Below are 19834 nucleotides of genomic sequence, written 5' to 3'. Positions count from 1 at the left end.
TCCTTCCGAAGGAGGGGCGTCGGGACATCATCCCGGAGACGGATCATGCTGGCCGTCTGGGTCAGGCGTCGTCGTCGACCCAGCTGCGGTAGACCTCCGGTCGACGGTCCTGCAGATACCAGGGGCCCTCCGGCGCCTCGTCGGGAGTGCGCCGCCCCTGAGCGGCGCCGACCTCGGCGATCAGCAGCTCGGGGCCCGCGCCCGCGGAGGCGAGCACCGCGCCGTCGGGTCCGGCGACCACGCTGGCGCCGTCGAAGAGCAGCCCGTCCTCCACGCCGGCGTGGTTCGCATAGGCCACGGTCAGCTGGTTCTCCAGCGCGCGGGCCGGGATCAGCGTGCCGGTCACTCCGGCGAAGCCCCCGGCCAGCGCGGTGGGGACCAGCACGACGTCGGCGCCGCGCCGCGCGAGCTCGCGCACCGTCTCCGGGAATTCGACGTCGTAGCAGACCACCAGCCCCAGCGTCAGTCCGCCGAACTCCGCCACCGGCGGCGCGTCCTCCCCGGGGGCGAACGCGGCCTTCTCCTCGGGGCCGAAGAGGTGGATCTTGGTGTGGACGGTCAGGGTCTCGCCGTCGGGGGACACCAGGGTGCCCTGGATCGGGCGGGTCTCGGCGGGCCCGTCTCCGGGCAGGCTGTGCACCAGGGCGATCCCTGCCTCCCGGGCGATGGCGGCGAGGCGCTCGCGGGCGTCGAGCACGGCCTCGGGCGTCACCGAGGCGCGGATCAGCGCCGGCGCGTAACCGGTGGCGAAGAGCTCAGGGGTGACCAGCAGTTCGGCGCCGGCGGCCCGCGCACGCTGGGCGGCACGGGCGATCAGGGCGAGGTTATGGTCGACGTCGAGCGGGACGGCAGTGTCCTGCAGCAGAGCGATGCGCATCCCTCCAGTCTGCCAGGGTGTCGGAGGGCCGCAGTCGTCGGGGCGGAATCGAGCGGGTCTGTGATGCTTGACGCAGGCCCGCTTCTCGTTGATAGTTGATCGATAATGTTCAATCATGTTGATGCTCCGCTGATCCACACCTCCCACCGTCCCGGTGCGGGAGCCTTGGAGGCTCCACGCGCCTGGCTGGTGGAAGCCAGCGACGCCGAGACGCTCGACCTCAGCGGTCCCTGGCGGTTCCGCCTCTCCCCGGCGGTGCCGGGGACCCCGGGCGGGCACGGCGTGCTGGGGGAGGAGGCGCCGGAGGCCTTCGCCGCCCCGGACTATGACGACGCCGACTGGGACACCCTCGAGCTGCCCTGTCACTGGGTGCGTGACGGACGTTACGGCAGTCCCGCCTACACCAACGTGCAGTACCCCTTCCCGGTGGACCCGCCCCATGTGCCCGATGAGAACCCCACCGGTGACCATCGCCGACGGTTCGAGGTCCCGCAGAGCTGGCTGGACACCGGCCGGGTGCTGCTGCGCTTCGACGGAGTGGAGTCCTTCCTGCAGCTGTGGGTCAACGGTCGCCGCATCGGTGAGGCGTTCGGCTCCCGGCTGGCCCACGAGTTCGACGTCACCGAGGCCGTGGCCGCCGGCAGCAACACGGTGGCGGTGCGGGTGGTGCAGTTCTCGGCCGGCAGTTACCTGGAGGACCAGGACCAGTGGTGGATGCCCGGCATCTTCCGGGAGGTCACCCTGCTGCACCGGCCCGACGGCGGGCTCGACGACGTCTGGCTGACCTCCGACTTTGACCCGGCCACCGGCCGCGGGACCGTCGTCCCCGAGATCACGGCGGAGGCGTCGGCGTATCCGGTGCGGCTGCAGATCCCCGAGCTGGCGGTGGACGTCCGCTGGCAGACGCCACAGGAGGTGGCCGCCGTCGTCATCGGGAGTGTCGCTGACGGAGGTGGTGACAGAGGCGGTGACGGAGGCGGTGACGGAGGCGGTGACGGAGGCGCTGACGGAAGCGGTGACGGAGGGGGGCCGGTGGCAGTGCGGCCCTGGTCCCCGGAGGAGCCGGCGCTCTACGACGTCGTGGTCTCCTCCCCGGCCGAGACTCTGACGCTGCGCACCGGGTTCCGCCGGGTGGAGATCGACGGCGACCGGCTGCTGGTCAACGGCAGGCGCGTGGTGTTCTCCGGGATGAACCGCCACGAGACCCACCCGGACCGGGGGCGCGTCTTCGACGAGGCCCACGCCCGCGAGGACCTGGCGCTGATGAAGCGCCACAACGTCAACGCCATCCGCACCAGCCACTACCCGCCGCATCCGAAGCTGCTGGACCTCGCCGACGAGTACGGCCTCTGGGTGGTGCTGGAGTGCGACCTGGAGACCCACGGGTTCGAGGCCGGCGGCTGGGTGGACAACCCCAGCGACGACCCCCGCTGGCGGGAGGCCTACCTGGACCGGATCCGCCGGACCGTGGAGCGGGACAAGAACCACCCCTCGATCGTGCTGTGGTCCCTAGGCAACGAGTCCGGCACGGGGGAGAACCTCGCCGCCATGGCCGCATGGGTGCACCGCCGGGATCCCGGACGACCTGTCCACTACGAAGGCGACTACACCGGGGCCTATACGGATGTGTACTCGCGCATGTACGCCAAGGTCCCGGAGACCGAGTCCATCGCCCGCGACGACGACCTCCGCCCGCTGCTGGGCTGCTCGACCGCCGAGTCCGCCCGGCAGCGATCCAAGCCCTTCATCCACTGCGAGTACGCCCACGCCATGGGCAACGGGCCCGGGGCGCTGGACGCCTACCGGGAGCTGGTGGACCGCTACGACCGCCTCCACGGCGGGTTCATCTGGGAATGGCGGGACCACGGCATCCGCACGACGACGGCGGACGGCGTGGAGTACTTCGGCTACGGCGGAGACTTCGGCGAGGTCGTCCATGACGGGAACTTCGTCATGGACGGCATGGTGCTCTCCGACCACACGCCCACCCCGGGGCTGGCCGAGTACGCCGCCGTGGAGCAGCCCATCCTGCTGGAGCCCGGGGAGGCGGCACACGCTCCGGGGCTGGTACGGATCCGCAGCCGACGCTTCACCGCCGACACCTCGGATCTGCGGCTGCGCTGGGCCGTGGAGTTCGACGGCCGTCCGGTGGCCGAGGGCGTCCAGCCCCTGATCGACGACGACGGCGCCCCCGTCCCGGCCGGAGGAGAGGGCCTGCTGGAGCTGGCCGGCGTGGGCGACCAGCTCGAGGCGCTCCGTGAGGCCTCCCGTGAGGCCCCGTGGGGCGAGCTGTATCTGACCCTCAGCGTCGAGCTGGCCGAGGCGACCTCCTGGGCGCCGGCCGGCCACGTGGTGGCCCGGGCCCAGTGGGAGCTGCCGGACCCGGCGCCCCGTGTCCCACCGCGGGGCGGTGCTCCGGCGGCGCTCGCGGACTCCCCGGCGCTGCTGGAGGGGCCCTGGCTGCGGGAACTGGCCGGGGCCGCCGTCGTCGGCCCGGAGGTGGAGCTGTGGCGAGCGCCCACCGACAACGACGAGGGGGCGTCCTTCCCCAGCTACGACGCGGTGGACGCCTACGACTACCTGGCGGGGGAGGGCCGGCACGTCTCTGTGGCGGACCGCTGGCGGCGGGCCGGGCTGGACCGGCTGGTGCGCCGCGTGGTGGCGGTGGACTCCGACGACCAGGAGGTGACCGTACGCCGTCGGGTCTCCGCCGCGCAGAGCCGCGCCGCGCTGGACGTCACCGAGACCTGGACCGCCCAGCGGGCCGCGGACGGCGTCGTCGAGGCGGTGTGTGAGGTGACAGTGGTGCCGAACCGGGGGTGGCAGGACATCTGGCCGCGCCTGGGGCTGCACCTGCAGCTGCCGTCAGACGTGGACGGCGCCTCCTGGTTCGGCCTGGGCCCGCATGACTCCTACCCGGACACGGCCCGGTCGGTGCGGGTGGGACGGTTCAGCGCGGGGATCGAGGAGCTCACAGTGGACTGCGCGCGGCCCCAGGAGTCCGGCCACCGGCCCGGGATGCGGGAGCTGGTGCTGCGCCGGAACGCTGAGGACTGGCTGCAGGTCATCGCCGAGCCGGACGCCGCCGGTCGGCGGCCCGGATTCACGCTGAGTCGGCACTCGGCCCACGAGATCGCCGCCGCCGGGCACCCGCACGAGCTGCCGAATGCGGAGGTGACGCATCTGTACCTGGATGCCGCCCAGCACGGCCTGGGCTCGCGGGCCTGCGGTCCGGATGTGTGGCCCACTGCGATGCTGCGCCCCCAGGCGCGGACCCTGCGGTTCCGGCTCCGCGCGCTCTGAGCGGTCGCTGCGCACAGTTGCCTCCGGCCTTCGGGCCCGTATGGCACGGGATCGGCGCCGAAGGGGGTTCGAACGCCGGCGGCAGTGTGCAGGGGACTGTGATCGGGCCGACAGTCTCCTGCACTGGTGCAATATTGCACTCGTGCATATAGTGGACGCGTGCAAGAGTCAACGATCTCTCAACGCGAGCGCAATCGCCTCGACACCTGGAACGCCGTCCACGAGGCCGCCCACGCGATCGCCTGGGAGGAGGGGCCGCAGGAGGCCGCGGTCGAGGCCATCGCCGCCCGGGCCGGGGTCTCACGACGCACCTTCTTCAACTACTTCCCCACCAAGGAGGACGCGATCCTCGGCACCCGGACCCCCGAGGTCTCCGAGGAGGACATCGAGCGCTTCCGCACCTCGGACGAAGATGAGCTGACCCGTGTGGTCCACCTCTTCGTGGCCGTGGTGCGCACGGCCATCCCGGAGAGCACCTCCGCGCAGCGCCGCCGCATCATCGCCGAATACCCGGGCCTGCAGAAGCGCGTGGCCCTGCTGCTCTCCGAGGTGGAGCGGATCGTCGCGGAGGTCATCCGGGCCCGGGTGGACGACGGCGAGGACGTCGCGCTCGCCGCGTCCGAGGACGGGGCCCGTCTCGAGGCGCTGCTGATGCTCGCCGGCGTCATCGCGAAATATGCCTTCCACCGCTATCAGGACTCTTCCTCCGCGCAGGACCCGCGCCACTTCCTGGAGGAGTCCATCGCCATGTTCCGAGAGGTCGTGGACACCACCCGATGAGCGCATCAGACACCACCGCCCAGCAGGAGCTGGGCGCCTCGACCCCCGAGGTCCCCCGGCCCGCAGGGCGCGGGCTGGCGCTGATCTTCGCCGCCCTGATGATCGCCATGCTCATGGCCTCGTTGAGCCAGACCGTGCTGGCCACCGCCCTGCCGACCATCGTCGGAGAGCTCCACGGCGTGGAGCATATGGCCTGGGTCATCACCGCGTTCATCCTGTCCTCGACCATCATGATGCCGGTCTACGGCAAGCTCGGCGACATGTTCGGCCGCAAGCCGCTGTTCCTGGTGGCCATCAGCATCTTCGTCCTCGGTTCTGCTGTGGCCGGCGCGGCCCAGTCCATGGATGTGCTCATCGCGGCCCGTGTGGTGCAGGGCATCGGCGGCGGTGGCCTGATGATCCTCTCCCAGGCCACCATCGCCGACGTCGTCCCCGCCCGGGAGCGCGGCCGCTACATGGGCGTCATGGGTGGGGTCTTCGCCTTCTCCTCGGTGGCCGGGCCGCTGCTGGGCGGGTGGCTCACCGACGGGCCCGGCTGGCGCTGGACCCTGTGGATGAACATCCCCCTGGGCGTGCTCGCGCTGCTCGGCGTCGCACTGCTGCTGAAGCTGCCGAAGCCTCCGAAGGATGCGGCGGGGCGGATCGACGTCTGGGGCATGACGCTGCTGGGTGCGGCCACCGCCGCCGTCGTGCTGGTGGCCACCTGGGGCGGAGGGGACTTCGCCTGGATGTCCCCGGTGATCCTGACGCTGATCGCGGTCGCCCTGGTGGCCGGGCTGCTGTTCGTCTGGGTGGAGTCGCGGGTCGCCGAGCCGGTGCTGCCGCTGATGCTCTTCCGGAGCCGGAACTTCACCCTCACCATGGCCGCCGGACTGATCACCGGCGTGGCGATGTTCGGCGCCCTGGGCTACATGCCCACCTACCTGCAGATGGTCACCGGATACAGCCCCGCCGAGGCCGGACTGCTGATGATCCCGATGATGGGCACGCTGCTGATCACCTCGATCATCGTCGGTCGACGGGTCACGCTCACCGGGCGGTACAAGCACTTCATGGTCATCGGCAGTGTGATCACCGCCGCCGGGCTGGGGCTGCTCTCCACCGTCCACGCCGATTCGCCGATCGTGTTCGTCTGCCTGTATCTGGGTGTGATGGGCCTGGGGCTGGGCAGCACCATGCAGCTGCTGACTCTGGTGGCGCAGAATTCCTTCCCGCTGCGCACGGTCGGGACCGCCACCGCCGGACAGAACTACTTCCGGCAGGTCGGCGCGACCCTCGGCCCGGCGGTCATCGGCTCGCTGTTCGCCACGCGCCTGACTGGCCTCCTCGCCGACAAGATGCCGGCCGACGCCGTCGGGGAGGGCGGGTCCAGCTCGCTGACCCCGGCGCTGGTCTCCCAGCTTCCCGAGTCGATCCACACCCTGGTGGTGGAGTCCTACAACGAAGCGCTCATGCCGCTGTTCCTGGCGCTGGTGCCGTTGGCGCTGCTCGCCACGGTGTTCCTGCTCTTCGTGCAGGAGAAGGCGCTGGCCACCACGCTGGAGAGGTGAGTGAGACACTGGCCCAGTGATGAGTCCGGTGAGGAGTGCTGTGAGGAGTCCTGTGTTGGGACCTGTGGTGGGGCCGGTGCTGCGGTCGGTCGCGGGCCTGTGGCGGTCCTCCCACCCCGGCCCGACGCTCGTCGTGACGACCCTGGCCGCAGCATTGGCGCTCGCCGCGGGGATCGAACCCTGGCGGATCGCGCTGCTGGCTGCGGCGGTGCTCACCGGGCAGCTGTCGATCGGGATCTCCAATGACGCCCTCGACGCCGAGCGCGACCGTGCCGTGGGGCGGAGGGACAAGCCGATCGCCTGCGGAGAGGTCGCTCTGCGCACCGCCTGGACCGCCGCCGTCGTGCTGGCCCTGCTGGCCCTGGGACTGTCAGTTCCCCTCGGTGCGGGGCTCACCGCAGCCCACGCCGTGGTGTTGGTGAGCGGATGGTCCTACAACGTCGGGCTGAAGAGCGGCCCGCTGTCCATCGTCCCCTACATCCTCGCCTTCAGCTGCTTCCCCTCCCTGGCCACCCTCGCGGCCGCCGAGCCGCAGCTCGCCCCCGGATGGGCATGGCTCGCCGGCGGGACGCTGGGCGCGGCGCTGCATCTGACGAACGTGCTGCCCGACCTCGGCGACGACGCACGCACCGGGGTCCGGGGTCTGCCCCACCGGCTGGGAGCGAAGGCCTGCGTCCGGCTGGCGGCGGCCACAGTGCTCCTGGGCGCGACCTCCGCCACACTTGGGCCCGCCGGCGGGAGCGTCCCTGGTGTCACGGTGATCGGCTGGGTGGTGCTTGTCCTCGTCGTCGGGGTCGTGCTGCTCAGCCTGGTGCTGGCGCGGGCCGAATCCTCGGGCCGGGTGCTGTTCCGCCTCGTGATGCTCGCCGCTCTGCTGCTGGCCGGGCAGCTGGTGGTCTCCGGGCACTCACTCGCCTGAGGAGTGCGTGATCTCGGACAACGCGGCTGCGCGATCCGCCCCGGACTCAGGCGTCGGCGTCGAGACCCATCCCATAGGAGTGGGCGAAGAACCTGCCGGCCCCCGGGCCGAGCATCGCCCGCAGACCGCAGCGCCGGAGGGTGTCCAGCGGCGGTTCCGCGGGGCGGCCGAGGCGCAGGTTCATCCCGCCGAGCAGCGCCGCGCGCCGGGCCGAGCGGATCCGCCCGCGCTCCCACGCGCGCAGCTCATCCTCCGGGGCGGCGCCGGTGTGCAGCCAGGCGGCCAGCAGCGGGGCGAGCGTGGCGGCGTCGAGCAGCCCCAGATTCATCCCCTGGCCCCCGATGGGGCTGACCTCATGGGCCGCGTCGCCGACGACGAACACCCGTCCCTGTCGCATGGTCGGCGCCACGACACGCCGCACCCCAAAACCGGTGACCTGACCGAAGTAGACCTCCCCGCGCGAGACCTCGCCCCGGACGGTCGTGCTGACCCTGCCTCCGCCGCTCATCCCGCGGCCGACCAGCACCTGCTCCATGCGGGCCCGGCGAGCGGGTTGATCCTGCGAAGCTCCTGGAGGGTCCCAGGCGACGAATCGTCGGCGCCCTCCGGGCAGCGGGAAGGACTCCAGCACCCCGGTCTGCTCCAGATGCACCACGGCCGTGTCGGGAGAGGCGTCGTCGGGCACCTCGGCGTCGGTCATCAGGTAACGGTCGGGGTAGCTGTGTGCTCGCAACCCCGGGTGTATGAGGCGCTGCGCGCGGGCCCCTCCGGCGAGGACGACCAGCGGAGCGTGCCGCTCCCCGGCATCGGTGCTCAGCCGCACCGCCGCGTCGAGGGGCGTCAGGCCGGTGACCCGGACCCCGCGCACCGGTGTCGGCGCCGAGGAGGCGAGGACCGCCTCGGTGGCGGCCTGCGGAAGCGTCGCGACGAAGGGGAACCGGGCAGTGAGCCGATCGAAGCGCACGGTGCCCAGCAGGCGTCCTCGGGAGCGGGCCTCCCCTTGACCGACCCGCACGGCGTGGTCCAGGAGACCCTCGGTGACCCTGGAGCCCTCCAGAGCGGCGAGCACGGGCGGGTGTACGCCGATGGCCCGAGTGCCGGGGCTCGGCTCCGTGCGCTGTTCCAGCAGCTCGACGTCGACCCCGTGACGCCGCAGCTCCCCGGCCATCAGCAGCCCTACGGGCCCCGCTCCGACGACGACGACGTCAGGCACAGCCGGGGGCCTCGGCGAGCAGGCGGAAGGGAGCCGGCGCGGTGACGTGCCACGCGGCGCCGAGCAGAGCTGAGAGCTCCTCGGAGCGATGGCCGCGGCGGATCGAGCGCAGTCCGTCCGTGCGCAGGAACGTCCCCGGGGCCAGTGGGGTGATCCCGAGGGCGTAGAGCCAGTAGGCTCGTCGGCTCCGGACGAGGTCATTGTGCAGCACCACCCCGGAGGAGAGCCTCCGGGAGGCCGCGGTGAAATCCCGCAGCTCGGCGGTCCCCAGGTGGTGGAGCACATGGTTGGAGATCACGATGTCGAAGGCCTCGCCCTGGGAGAGCAGGGTCTCGGCGTCGGCGCACAGGAACCGGGCGCCGGGGACCTGGCGTGTGCATGCCACCTGGTGCACCCGAGGGTCCGGGTCGGCGCCGGTCCACTGCACGGCGAGTCGGTCCCGGGCCGCCAGGTCGGCCAGCCGGGCGAGGACGTCCCCGCCGCCGGAGCCCAGATCCAGCACCCGTGCCGGGCGGCCCAGGCCCGTCAGCACCGGGCGCAGGCGGGTTCGGTAGAGGGCGTCCCAGCCGGAGACCAGCCGGTTGACGACCCCGAAGCGGCGCAGCGTCGCGTCCAGTCGCCGGGGATCGCAGTCTGGGTCGTCCATGAGTTCGCGCAGGTGGTCATCGCGACGGGAGAGGTCCATCGGAGGAAGGGTCACCTCCTGCGGGCTGGAGCTTGTGCATCAGCGCGGACTCCACGGTCAGGCCTGGTCCGAAGGCCAGCGCCGCGATCGGTCCGTGGGCGGCCGGGTCCTCCAGCAGGCGTCGCAGGATGACCAGGATCGTCACGCTGGACATGTTGCCGCAGTCCCTCAGGACCGCGCGGGAGGTCTGCAGGGCGGTGGGCTTCAGGCCGAGCCCCGTCTCCACCCGATCGAGCACGCTGCGCCCGCCGGGGTGGACCGCCCAGATGTGCGGGGAGGGGGCGTCGCCGAGGAACCGGTCCACGGCCTCGCGGATCTCCCGTCCGATGATCCGCGGGACCTCGGCCGAGAGCGTCATCCGGAAGCCATGGTCCCCGATGGTCCAGGCCATGTCCGACTCGCCCTCGCGCGTCAGCGCGGTGGCGAAACGGTCCAGGACCAGCCCGCCCGGGCGTCCGGGGGCGTCACCGGAGGCACCGGGGGAGGTGTCGGGGGAGTCTGCGGAGGTGACCAGGGCGGCGGCCGCGCCGTCGGCGAACACGGAGGCCGCCACCACCTGCTCCGGGTCCGAGGTCTCGCGGACATGGAGCGAGCACAGCTCCACACAGACCACCAGGACTACGGCGTCGGGGCGTCCGTCGGTGATCTGCGAGGCCAGGCGCAGCGCCGGCAGCGCCGCCGCGCAGCCCATGAACCCCAGGTGAGTGCGCTCGACGTCGTCCGGCAGGTCGAGGTCCCGGATCAGGTGATAGTCAAGGCCGGGGGCGAAGAACCCGGTGCAGGACACCGTGATCACGTGGGTGACCCGCTCGGCGGCAACGTCTCCGCGCCTCAGGGCGTCACGGGCGGCGTCTGCGGCCAACGGGGGTGCGGCCTGCCGGTAGAGGTCGTTGCGGAGGCCGGTCGTCGGGGTCAGCAGCGTGCCGGACGCGGTGACGAACACCCCGTCCGCAGCGCCGTCCAGGGCCTCCAGCACCGTATGCCGGGTCTCGATCCCGGCGGCATCGAAGGCCCCGCCGACGAGACGACGCGTCAGCCGGTCTGCGCTCGGCTGTGCGGCGAAGAAGGTACGCAGCTGCGACTGCGGCACTGAGGTCTCCGGCAGTGCGGTCCCGATGGATGTGATCCGCGCAGGCATACGCCCACTAAACCACGCGGAGCCGGCCGGTGCCGCGGACCTCCAGCTCAGCGGCGATGAGTCGCGGCTCCACCGGTTCGCCGGCCAACAGACGCTGGATCATGTCGGCTCCGGCGGTGACCTCGTCCGCCAGGGAGCTGCGCAGGGTGGTGATCGGCGGTTCGGCGGTCCGCGAGTGCTCGGAGTCCGAGATCGCACACACCATCACCTCAGGGTGGCCCCCGGCCCGCAGCCGCTGCTGCACGCCCGCGGCATGTCGGCCGGTCATGCACACCACCGCATCCGGCAGCGGGCCCCGCTCGCCGCGTGCGAGCTCTTCGCCGAGGCCGCGGCCCCCGAGGATGCCTTCGTCCTCCGACAGGCGCACCACGGCGCCGGTGACCCCGTCGGCGGCCTGCCGCGCGCACCACCCTCGGTAGGCCTCGGCGCTGTCGATGTTCCACGCGTTGCGATCGGCGCCCTCGACCAGCAGCAGCTGCCGGGCCCCGCACCGGCGGAGGTGCTCGAGCATGATGGCCATGTTGCCGGCGTCGTCGGTGCCCACCCAGCGGGTCCGGTCCGGACGAGCCGGGTCGCGCCCGAGCATCACGTAGGGAAGCTCCCGCTCCTCCAGGGCGGTGACCACCGGGTCATCGCCCAGCGGGTTGACCACCAGGTAGCCGTCCAGGGAGTAGGCCAGCGGGGTGAGGGGCCGGCGGGTGACATCCCGCAGCATCATCACGCTCACCCCGCGTTCCAGCAGCTCCATGCTCAGCTGTCCGGCCAGTCGCAGAAAGAAGTCCACGCCCTGCGGGTTGTAGTGGGAGAGCTGATCCAAGGGGCGCAGGATGAGCCCGAGCACCCCCATCGGGGACCGCGTCATGCCGCGGGCCAGGGCGTCGGCCTGATACCCCATCTCCTCGGCGATGCCGCGGATCCGCTCCCGCGTGGCGGCGGCGAGCGTCCCCTTGCCGTTGAGGGCTTGGGAGACGGCGGCGGTGGAGACTCCGGCGCGGGCGGCCACATCGCGGATCGTCACGCGTCCTGGAGGCATCGAGGGGTCCTTTCACGGAAAAGCGGGCACAGGCGTTGTATTAACCGTTTAACTCCCATAGTGTCACGCCACAGCATGATCTGCATCACAGCGTGCGGTCGCCGCAGCGGCCGCCCTGAGGCATCACGCTCGGACACTCGCACTGAAAGGCCCATCCCATGTCATCCCGACCCCTCGCCGACCCCCAGACCCAGCCGGAGCCCCGGTTCGGACCGGCAGCGACCCGCGCCGGCGCCGTCAAACCCGCTGCGTCCGGAACCCCCACCCAGCCGGAGACCCGCGGCATCGAGCTGATCGAGGATCAGAACCGCCGCGGTCGCGCGCGGGCCCTGTTCTGGGTGTGGGCCGCACCCAACGCCAGCTTCCTGGCCTTCATCATGGGGGCGGTGATGATCGCCGTGCTGGGGCTCTCCATCACGCAGGCGTTCGTGGTCATCGTCGCGGCCGCGGCGGGCTGGATCCTCACCGGAGTCATCGCCATCAGCGGGCCGGCCGCCGGAACCTCCGGGTCGGTGATCAGCCGCGCGATGTACGGCGTGCTGGGCAACCGGGTCATCGTGGGTCTCTACGGCTGGCTGCTCGCTGCGGTGTACCTCTCGCTGACCTGGTCGGCCGCCTCGATCAACGGCCTGGGACTCCTGGGTCGGATGGGCCTGGCGCCGACAGCCGGGCTCGGCATCGTCGTCGTGCTCGTCATCGCCGGGCTCACGGTGCTGGTCGCCGTCTACGGCCACGGACTGATCCTCAAGACGTACCCCTACATCACCAATTTCCTGGTGATCATGTTCGTGATCACCGCGATCTTCATGGTGCCCCACTTCGACTTCAGCCACACGCCGGCCGAGCCGCTGTCCGGGCCCCAGCTCGCCACGGCGATGACCATCGGCTTCACCATGCTCGTCTCCACACCGCTGTCCTTCATCAACAGCCCCGACCTGGCGCGCTACCTGCCACGGGAGAAGGCGAGCTGGAAGGTCGCCACCGCCACCGCCGTCGGCGGTGCGCTGCCGGGCATCGTCTTCACGTTCATCGGGGCGCTGATCGCCACCGGGGCCGGCTTCGACATGGTCGCCGACCCCATGGGCGCCTTCGACGCCGGCCTGCCGTCCTGGTTCTTCCCGCTGTTCACCATCGCGGTGATCATCGCCGCGATCGCCCTGAACGCCATGACCACCTACAGCGCCTCCATGGCACTGCAGGCCCTGGGCATCCCGATCCGCCGCATCCCCTCGGCGCTGATCATCGCCGTCATCGGCACGGCCCTGACGATCTTCGCGGTCGCCGTCTACGACTTCACCACGGCCGTCTCGCAGATGCTGCAGGTCATCGTCGTCGCCGCCGGACCGCTGATCGCGGTCTTCGCCACGGACGTGTGGATGCGGCGCAATCAGTACGATGGCGCGGATCTGCTCGACGCGACGCCGTCGAGCACGTTCTGGTACCGCCACGGGTGGAACTGGGCCGGACTGCTGGCTCTGGTCCTGGGCGGCGTCGCCTCTGCGCTCTGCCTCAGCAGCGAGGTCTACCTGGGGCCGATCGCCGCCGCCACCGGCCTGGACCTGTCCATCCCGGCCGGTCTGCTGGTCGCATCCGTCAGCTACGTGCTGCTGTCCCGGACCCGGCTGGTGGCCCATGTCGCCTGAGCCGCTCACCACCTCGCTCACGACCACACCACCCCGCACTGAAGGAGCGCGCCAGCCCGCCATGACCATCATGATCTTCCACCACGCCGGGATCTTCACCGCTGACGCCGGGGCCGCCGGACCGGATCCGGAGGCCTTCGCCGTCGCCGACGGCCGATTCACCGCCGTGGGGACCCTGGACGAGGTGCGCGCCGCCGTCGGCGCTCCCGGGGGCGGCCCAGGAGAGGCCGGCGTCGTCGAGGTGGACCTCGGCGGACGCTTCGTCGCCCCCGGGATCATCGATTCGCATACTCATCTGACCACGATGGGGGAGGCGCTGGGCAAGGTCCAGCTGCGCGACTGCCGGAGTCTGCCGGAGATCCAGGAGCGGCTGGTCGCCGCCCGACAGGCGGACCCGGAGGCCCCGCGCGTACTCGGAGCCGGCTGGCTCTTCGACGCCGTCGGTCAGGAGCACCCCACGGCCGCGATGCTGGACGCGGTGCTGCCGGACGTGCCGGTGTACCTGGACGCCAACGACCTCCACTCGGTGTGGGCCAACACGGCCGCGCTGGAGGAGATGGGCATCGACGCCGACAGCCCCGACCCCGTCGGCGGCAGGATCGCCCGGGATGAGCACGGACGGGCCACCGGGCTGCTCTACGAGACCGCCGGCCGCCAGTACGCCCGGCACTTCCTGGAGCAGGTGAGCACCCCGGACGATCACGTGCAGTTCCTCGAGCTCGCCTTCGACGCCTACCTGCAGGCCGGGGTGACGACAGTGACCGACATGGCGATGACCCCGGCCGACGTCACCGCGATCCGTGCGCTCATCGCCCGGGACGGGCGACTGCCCTTCCCGGTGACCGCACACATGATCATCGAGCCCGGCGCTGACACGGCGGCGGATCTGGCCGAGCTCGACAAGGTCACCGCCCTGCGCGAGGAGATCGCCGCCGGCTCCGAGTCCGACTGGTTCCGCATCGCCGGGGTGAAGTTCATCATGGACGGCGTCATCGACGCCTGCACGGCCACCATGCGCGCCCCCTATGCGGACGGCACGAACTGCGATCCGATCTGGAGCGCGGAGCGGCTTCGTCCGGTGGCGCTGGCCGCCGATGCAGCGGGCTTGCAGATCGCCATGCACGCGATCGGTGACCGCACCAGCGAGATCGCCCTGGACCTGCTGGAGGACTGCGGGGAGGGCGCGGCGACCAGCCGACACCGGCTGGAGCACCTCGAATCCGTGTCCCAGGAGACCATCGAGCGGATGGCCCGGCTCGGCGTGACCGCCTCGATGCAGCCGGTGCACTGCGACCCCGCGATCCTGGACAACTGGAAGGCCATGCTCGGAGATCACCGGGCCGAGGAGGGGTTCCCCTGGCGGAGGTTCCGCGAGGCCTCGGTGGCGATCACGCTCGGCACCGATGCGCCCACGGCCCCGCACGAGGCGCTGCCGAACCTCTACATCGCCCTGACTGGAGGTTCCTCGCTGTCACCCGGGCTGCCGCCGTACCACCCGGAGCGCGCGTTCACCCCGGAGGAGGCGGTGACTGCGCTCACCGCCGGCGGAGCCCGGGCAGGAGAGATGGAAGACCTCCGCGGGCGGATCCGGCCGGGCCTGGAGGCGAACTTCGTGGTGCTCGACGTCGACCCCCGCACCGAGGATCCGGGCGCGCTGCTGGGTGCTGCGGTGTGCCGCACGTATGTGCGCGGCGAGGAGCGCCACCGCCGCTGACTCGGCGCCACCCCGGCGCACCCGGTATGTGAGGTCGCACCCTCAACGTTGAGGGTGCGACCTCACATACCGGGTGCGGAACCAGCCGGGGTTCCTTTCCCGTGGCGTGGAGGCGTGGTGGACTGCGCCGTGTGACCGAGGACAGGAGGTTCCGTCCCGCCGCGGCCTGCCGGTGAGCACCCGCCCCTGGTGATCGAGCAGGAGGGCCCTTCCCACGACGTCGGCGTCCAGTGCACCCCGTGGGGAGGGGCGGGCGGGGTGCGTCACCGATCCCGACGGTGTGGTGCTCGGGCTCAAGCAGCCCGCCTGAGGGCTCCGGCGGCGGGCATGCCCCTACAGTGGAGGCATGGAGGAGACTCTCACCGGACGCCGCATCCAGCAGGTCGCCGCGGCCGCCGCCTGGCAGCTGCCCTGGGTCACGTGCACCCACCCGTTCGGGGAGGAGCACGACGTCTACAAGGTCCGGGAGAAGGTCTTCCTCATGGCCACCGAGGTCACCGGGGAGCCGATCATCACCCTGAAGGCGCAGCCCGACGCCTCCGAGGTGCTGCGCGAGGAGTTCCCCAGCATCCGCCCCGGCTATCACATGAACAAGCGGCACTGGATCTCCGTGGCCGAAGGGCCGGGCGTGACCGCGGAGCTGATCGAGGAGCTGGTGGTGACCTCCTACGACCTGGTGGTCTCCACCATGGTCGTCTCACGCCAGCCGATCCGCTTCGGCCTGGGTCCCGACGACGGCTGATCAGGTGCTGCGCTCAGGGCGCCTCGGGGATCCAGGTCCCGCGCCGGGAGTCGAACACGATGTGGGTCTCGGTGTTGCGGATGGCCGGGTGGACCGTGATGTGGTCCAGCACGAAGTTCTTCAGCTCCTCCGCGCTGCGCATCGCCACGGTGAGCATGAAGTCGGCCCGCCCGGTCAGATGCACCACCTGCAGGACATGCGGGGTGGTGACCATGCTGTCCAGGAACTGGTCCACCGCCTCGCGCGAATGGCTGCTCATATACACCGTGATGACGGCCTGGAGGGCGTAGCCCAGCTGGGCATGGTCCAGGTCCATCCGCGGGGGACCGATGGTGCCGGCGTCGCGCAGCCGCCGTCGTCGGTACGCGCAGGTGGACTCTGCCACGCCGAGCCGGGAGGCCAGCGCCTTGTTGGTCAGCTCCGGGGCTGTGCTGAGTGCGGCGATGAGGGCGTGGTCGAGCCCGTCCAGACCTTCCGGCGTCAATTGTCGACTCGACGACATGGCCCCTCCTTCCGTCCTTGTCTCATGTCGAGAACCCAGGAGATACGTTGATGTGTGGGTTTTTCAGCAAGATGGATTGCGGTTGACTGTGTCCTCAGCAACCATCATGACCTATGGGACCTGAATCACACAGCATGGACACGGCGGCGGTGCACGCTGGCCGCGACGACCTTGCCGGCCTGGGCGTCCACGCCCTGCCCCTGGATCTGTCCACCACGAACCCGTTGCCCGGCATCGAGTCCGGCGGGCTCTCCTATGAGGCCCTGGCCTCCGGGGGCGAGGTCCCCGAGGGCGGCAGTGCGGTCTACGCGCGGCTCTGGAACCCCACCGTGGCGCGCTTCGAAGACGCCCTGGCCACCATGGAGCATGCCGAGGCCGGGGTGGCGTTCTCCTCGGGGATGGCGGCCGTCACCGCCTCGGTGCTGGCACTGTGCCTGGGCGAGCAGAAGCCGCACGTGGTGGCGGTCCGCCCGCTCTACGGCGGCACCGACCACCTGCTGGCCTCCGGGATGGTGGGCACCGAGGTCACCTTCTGCGCCGCGCATGAGGTGGCCGCCGCGGTCCGTCCGGACACGGGGCTCATCATGTTGGAGACCCCGGCCAACCCGACCCTGGAGCTGGTGGACATCGCCGACGTCGTCGCCCAGGCGGCCGGCGTCCCGGTCCTGGTGGACAACACCTTCGCCACACCGGTGCTGCAGAACCCGCTGGACCACGGGGCCGCGCTGAGCCTGCACAGTGCCACCAAGTACCTCGGCGGCCACGGGGACGCCGTCGGCGGGGTGGTGGCGTGCTCGGAGGAGATCGCCGCCCGCCTACGGCAGGTCCGGGCCATCACCGGCGGGATCCTGCACCCGCTGGCCGCCTACCTCTTCCACCGGGGGCTGGCCACGCTGCCGGTGCGGATGCGCGCGCAGCAGGACTCCGCCCGGCGGATCGTGGACTGGCTCTCCGGCCACGACGCCGTCGCCGAGGTCTGCTACCCGGGCCTCCACGGCGATTCCGCCGGGGTGCTCGGGAGGCAGATGCGCGGCACCGGTGCGATGATCGCGATCCGGCTGCGCGGCGGCTACGCGGCTGCCGAACGGCTCGTCGGCGACGTCGCCCTGTTCACCCACGCGGTCTCCCTGGGCGGGGTCGACTCCCTGATCCAGCACCCGGCGGCGCTGACGCACCGGCCGGTGGCCGCCGAGGCGAAGCCCGATGCCGACGTCGTCCGGCTCTCCATCGGCCTGGAGTCCCCTGAGGACCTGATCGCCGACCTGGCCGGTGCGTTGGTGTCTCCGGTGCTGATCGGGGAGGATCGGTGACGTGGACCACAGACCGATGACGACGCACCCGATGGACGAGGACCGGCAGTTCGAGACCTCGGACCAGTACGACCCGCCGACGACGAACTCGCGACCGCTGCGGGCCTCATCCTCCGCCGACGCCACTGTGCTCGACGAGATTGCCCAGCGCGTGCTGTGGCTGGCCACCGGCATCATCGACGCCGCCAACCGCGGGCGGGAGAACGCCGACGGGCTCAAGGTCGGCGGGCACCAGTCCTCCTCGGCCTCGATGGTCGGCATCATGACCGCCCTGTGGTTCTCCCAGCTGACCAGCCGGGACCGGGTCTCGGTGAAGCCGCATGCCTCCCCGGTGCTGCACGCCATCAACTACCTGCTCGGCGACCTCGACGCCTCCTATCTGACCCGACTGCGCTCCCTGGGCGGGCTGCAGCCCTACCCCTCCCGGTCCAAGGACCCGGACACGGTGGACTTCTCCACCGGGTCGGTCGGCATCGGCGCCACCGCGCCCATCTGGGCGGCCCTGTCCCACCGCTACCTGGCCAGCCGCATCGAGGACACCCCTCCGGCCGGGCGCTTCTACTCGCTGCTCGGGGATGCGGAGATGGACGAGGGGGCGGTCTGGGAGGCCATCATCGACCCCGAAGTGCGCCAGCTCGGCGAAGTCGTGTGGATCGTGGACCTCAACCGGCAGTCCCTGGACCGCGTCATCCCGGACTCACAGGTCCAGCGGCTGCGCGGGATGTTCGCCGCCGCCGACTGGCAGGTCATCACCTGCCCGTGGGGCCGCCGGCTCCAGGAGACGTTCGCCCGCCCGGGCGGCGAGGTGCTCGAGCAGCGCATGCGCACGATGCCCAATGAGGAGTACCAGCGGATCCTGCGCGCCCACCCCGCCGAGATCCGTGACCGGCTGCTGCGCGGCTGCCCGGGGCAGGACGCCGCCGCGCTGACCGAGCTGCTCGCCGGTCACGACGACGGCGCGCTCGCCGAACTCGTGCGCGACCTCGGCGGCCATGATCTTCAAGAGCTGCAGGCCGCGTTCGCCGCCATCGACGACACCCGGCCCACCGTGGTCTTCGCCTACACGATCAAGGGTCGCGGCCTGGCCACCGAGGGGCACCCGAACAACCACGCCGCACAGCTCACCGAGGAGCAGATGCACGAGCTCGCCGAGGCCTCCGGCACCTCGCTCCAGGACCCGTGGGTCCGCTTCCCCGAGGACACGGCGGCCGGCCGGCTGTGCGCCGAGGCGGCCCGGCGGCTGCGCCGAGAGCCCATCGCCCCGGCCGCGCCCCCGACCGTCCCCGCCGAGCTCGGGTGGAGTCCGAAGGCCGTGACCTCCACCCAGGCCTCCCTGGGCCGCTTCCTCTCCGACCTGCGCCGCGCAGCCCCCGAGGTGACGGATCGGGTGGTCACCGTCAGCCCCGACGTCGCCAGCTCCACCAACCTGGGCGGGTGGATCAACAAGACCGGGGTGTGGTCCCTGGCCGGGCGGCATGACTGGTTCTCGGACGACCGGGAGCGGCTGCTCAAATGGCAGGAGAAGCCGCAGGGCCAGCACATCGAACTCGGGATCGCCGAAGTCAACCTGGTCAGCCTCGCCGGCGAGCTGGGGCTGACGGGAGAGCGCTGGGGTCAGCCGCTGATCCCCATCGGAGTGCTCTACGACCCGTTCATCAACCGGGCGCTGGAGCCGTGGACCTTCGGGCTCTACGCGGGAGGCCGCTCCCTCATGATCGGCACCCCCTCCGGGGTGACCCTGGCGCCGGAGGGCGGGGCGCACCAGTCCATCAACACCCCCTCGGCGACCCTGGAGATCCCCGGGCTGACCAGCTGGGAGCCCGCCTTCGCCCAGGATGTGGAGTGGGTGATGCTCGAGGCCATGCGGGACCTGCTGGACCCCGACGGCGGCTCCGCCTACCTGCGGCTGTCCACCCGTCCGGTGGACCAGTCCCTGGCGCAGGTGCCGGAGGACGAGCTGCTGCGCCGTCGTCGCCGGGAGCAGGTGGTGGCCGGCGGGTACCGCCTCACCGCCCATCCTGCCGCTGAGGACGACGTCACGCTGGTGGGGGCCGGCGCGATCATGACCGAGGTGTGCGCGGCCGCCGAGACTCTGGCCGGGCACGGCGTGCGTGCCGGCGTGGTGTGCGTGACCAGCCCGAGCCTGCTGTTCCGGGCGCTGCGGGCCCGCCGCGAGGTGGCGGTGACGCCGCGCTCGGCGATCCTGGAGACGCTGTTCCCGGCGGAGCACCCCCGACCGCTGGTCACCGTGATGGACGCCCACCCGCACACCCTCGCGTTCCTGGCAGGAGTGCGCGGCGATGAGACTCACACGCTGGGGGTCACGGCCTTCGGGCAGGCCGGCACCATGGCGCAGATGCACCGGCTGCACGGCATCGACGAGGACTCGATCGCCTCGGCGGCCCTGGGGCTGCTGGGCCGCTGA

The 19834-nt window shown here is 71.5% G+C and carries 15 protein-coding genes; 9 read left to right on the top strand and 6 right to left on the bottom strand.

From position 1 onward, the window contains the following. Nucleotides 1-61: 61 nt before the first annotated feature. The gene (locus ACYVKI_RS12205; protein ID WP_460690637.1) at nt 62-877 is read right to left on the bottom strand and encodes a nitrilase-related carbon-nitrogen hydrolase; all 816 of its coding nucleotides are present in this window, start codon (nt 875-877) and stop codon (nt 62-64) included. A 105-nt stretch (nt 878-982) separates the two neighbouring features. Between ACYVKI_RS12205 and ACYVKI_RS12200 the strand changes: the two genes are divergently transcribed. The 4 genes from ACYVKI_RS12200 to ACYVKI_RS12185 all read left to right on the top strand — a co-directional run bounded on the left by ACYVKI_RS12200 (nt 983) and on the right by ACYVKI_RS12185 (nt 7429). Then, the gene (locus tag ACYVKI_RS12200; protein WP_460690636.1) at nt 983-4180 is read left to right on the top strand and encodes a glycoside hydrolase family 2 TIM barrel-domain containing protein; all 3198 of its coding nucleotides are present in this window, start codon (nt 983-985) and stop codon (nt 4178-4180) included. Nucleotides 4181-4339: 159 nt separating this feature from the next. Continuing rightward, complete coding sequence (locus ACYVKI_RS12195) at nt 4340-4960, top strand: TetR family transcriptional regulator (protein ID WP_460690635.1); 621 nt, start codon at nt 4340-4342, stop codon at nt 4958-4960. Further along, nucleotides 4957-6510 (top strand): MDR family MFS transporter, encoded by a 1554-nt coding sequence (locus ACYVKI_RS12190; RefSeq protein ID WP_460690634.1) that lies wholly within the window; start codon nt 4957-4959, stop codon nt 6508-6510. The genes ACYVKI_RS12195 and ACYVKI_RS12190 overlap by 4 nt, the downstream gene beginning before the upstream one ends. A 52-nt stretch (nt 6511-6562) precedes the next feature. Continuing rightward, nucleotides 6563-7429 carry a UbiA family prenyltransferase gene (locus tag ACYVKI_RS12185; RefSeq protein ID WP_460690633.1) on the top strand — a complete coding sequence of 289 codons (867 nt, stop codon included), beginning with the start codon at nt 6563-6565 and terminating at the stop codon, nt 7427-7429. Between the two features lie 46 nt (nt 7430-7475). On the opposite strand, the gene ACYVKI_RS12180 is transcribed toward ACYVKI_RS12185, so the two are convergent. The 4 genes from ACYVKI_RS12180 to ACYVKI_RS12165 are packed head-to-tail and all read right to left on the bottom strand — an operon-like array spanning nt 7476 to nt 11498. Beyond that, a complete protein-coding gene (locus ACYVKI_RS12180; protein ID WP_460690632.1) occupies nt 7476-8642 on the bottom strand; it encodes an FAD-dependent oxidoreductase in 1167 nt (388 codons plus the stop codon). Next, the gene (locus ACYVKI_RS12175; protein ID WP_460690631.1) at nt 8635-9327 is read right to left on the bottom strand and encodes a methyltransferase domain-containing protein; all 693 of its coding nucleotides are present in this window, start codon (nt 9325-9327) and stop codon (nt 8635-8637) included. The genes ACYVKI_RS12180 and ACYVKI_RS12175 overlap by 8 nt, the downstream gene beginning before the upstream one ends. Then, nucleotides 9305-10465: a type III polyketide synthase gene (locus ACYVKI_RS12170; protein ID WP_460690630.1), complete on the bottom strand. Its 1161-nt coding sequence runs from the start codon at nt 10463-10465 to the stop codon at nt 9305-9307. Before ACYVKI_RS12170 ends, ACYVKI_RS12175 begins: the two co-directional genes overlap by 23 nt. Before the next feature lie 7 nt (nt 10466-10472). Then, nucleotides 10473-11498: a LacI family DNA-binding transcriptional regulator gene (locus ACYVKI_RS12165; RefSeq protein WP_460690629.1), complete on the bottom strand. Its 1026-nt coding sequence runs from the start codon at nt 11496-11498 to the stop codon at nt 10473-10475. Nucleotides 11499-11656: 158 nt separating this feature from the next. Here ACYVKI_RS12165 and ACYVKI_RS12160 point away from each other — a divergent pair, with 158 nt between their 5' ends. The 3 genes from ACYVKI_RS12160 (at nt 11657) to ACYVKI_RS12150 (ending at nt 15597) form a co-directional block, all read left to right on the top strand. Continuing rightward, nucleotides 11657-13141 (top strand): purine-cytosine permease family protein, encoded by a 1485-nt coding sequence (locus ACYVKI_RS12160; protein ID WP_460690628.1) that lies wholly within the window; start codon nt 11657-11659, stop codon nt 13139-13141. Nucleotides 13142-13202: 61 nt separating this feature from the next. After that, entirely contained in the window at nt 13203-14855 is a 1653-nt protein-coding gene (locus ACYVKI_RS12155; RefSeq protein ID WP_460690627.1) for an amidohydrolase, read from the top strand. Nucleotides 14856-15201: 346 nt separating this feature from the next. Further along, a complete protein-coding gene (locus ACYVKI_RS12150; RefSeq protein WP_460690626.1) occupies nt 15202-15597 on the top strand; it encodes an MmcQ/YjbR family DNA-binding protein in 396 nt (131 codons plus the stop codon). A gap of 13 nt (nt 15598-15610) precedes the next feature. Here ACYVKI_RS12150 and ACYVKI_RS12145 read toward each other — a convergent pair whose 3' ends face one another. Continuing rightward, nucleotides 15611-16099, bottom strand: a complete 489-nt coding sequence (locus ACYVKI_RS12145; RefSeq protein WP_460690625.1) for an Lrp/AsnC family transcriptional regulator — start codon at nt 16097-16099, stop codon at nt 15611-15613. A 113-nt stretch (nt 16100-16212) separates the two neighbouring features. Between ACYVKI_RS12145 and ACYVKI_RS12140 the strand changes: the two genes are divergently transcribed. Both ACYVKI_RS12140 and ACYVKI_RS12135 read left to right on the top strand, forming a co-directional pair. Next, a complete protein-coding gene (locus ACYVKI_RS12140; RefSeq protein WP_460690624.1) occupies nt 16213-17409 on the top strand; it encodes a trans-sulfuration enzyme family protein in 1197 nt (398 codons plus the stop codon). A gap of 16 nt (nt 17410-17425) precedes the next feature. Further along, nucleotides 17426-19834: a transketolase-like TK C-terminal-containing protein gene (locus tag ACYVKI_RS12135; RefSeq protein WP_460690623.1), complete on the top strand. Its 2409-nt coding sequence runs from the start codon at nt 17426-17428 to the stop codon at nt 19832-19834.

It is taken from the genome of Nesterenkonia suensis (assembly GCF_054782935.1).
This window is presented reverse-complemented; position numbering and strand designations above follow the sequence as displayed.